The sequence below is a fragment of the Ruegeria sp. AP12 genome (assembly GCF_056540025.1).
This window is the reverse complement of sequence record NZ_JBQFVZ010000357.1, coordinates 1-503: the sequence shown is the minus strand read 5'-3', so window position 1 is coordinate 503 and position 503 is coordinate 1. Positions and strand designations below refer to the sequence as shown.

General features: G+C 62.2%; 1 pseudogene. It reads right to left on the bottom strand.

The features are described 5' to 3' along the window. Positions 1-503, bottom strand: a pseudogene (locus ACR0E6_RS23195) (xanthine dehydrogenase family protein molybdopterin-binding subunit); the annotation flags it as partial.

The window sequence follows — 503 nt, the reverse complement described above, 5'->3', positions numbered from 1 at the left end:
TGTCGCTTTGCCAACCATGTCCAGACGCGGTTGGGTCTGGCCCAGATACCGCCATTCGGACGGGTCACGCAGAGGCACCTCGACCGGCTCAAGACCGGCCGCATCCATTGCGAGGTCGGTATAGGCGATCTTGTCGCCATTGGGCGCGATGACGTGCCCAGAGGCCGTCTGTAGTTGTGACGGATCAACCCCCAGACGGTCGGCAGCGGCCCGTTTCAGCGTCTCACGCGCCGACGCGCCGGCCTGCCGCATCCGCTCGAACCCGTCCTTCATCGAGGTCGAGCCACCGGTGACCTGAAGGCTCAGTGCTTTGCCGAGGACACCCAGCGCCTCACCCAGATTGTGCTGGAAGTTTGAGATATCGTAGCCCTTGTTCGGCAAGCCTTCGCCTACCAGCGCGGAATTGTAGTACGCCGCCGCAGCAGGGCCATGAAGCACGTTGATCTGGTCAAGATCGACGTCCAACTCCTCGGCGATCAAAGCAGCCCAGGTTGTCTTTACGC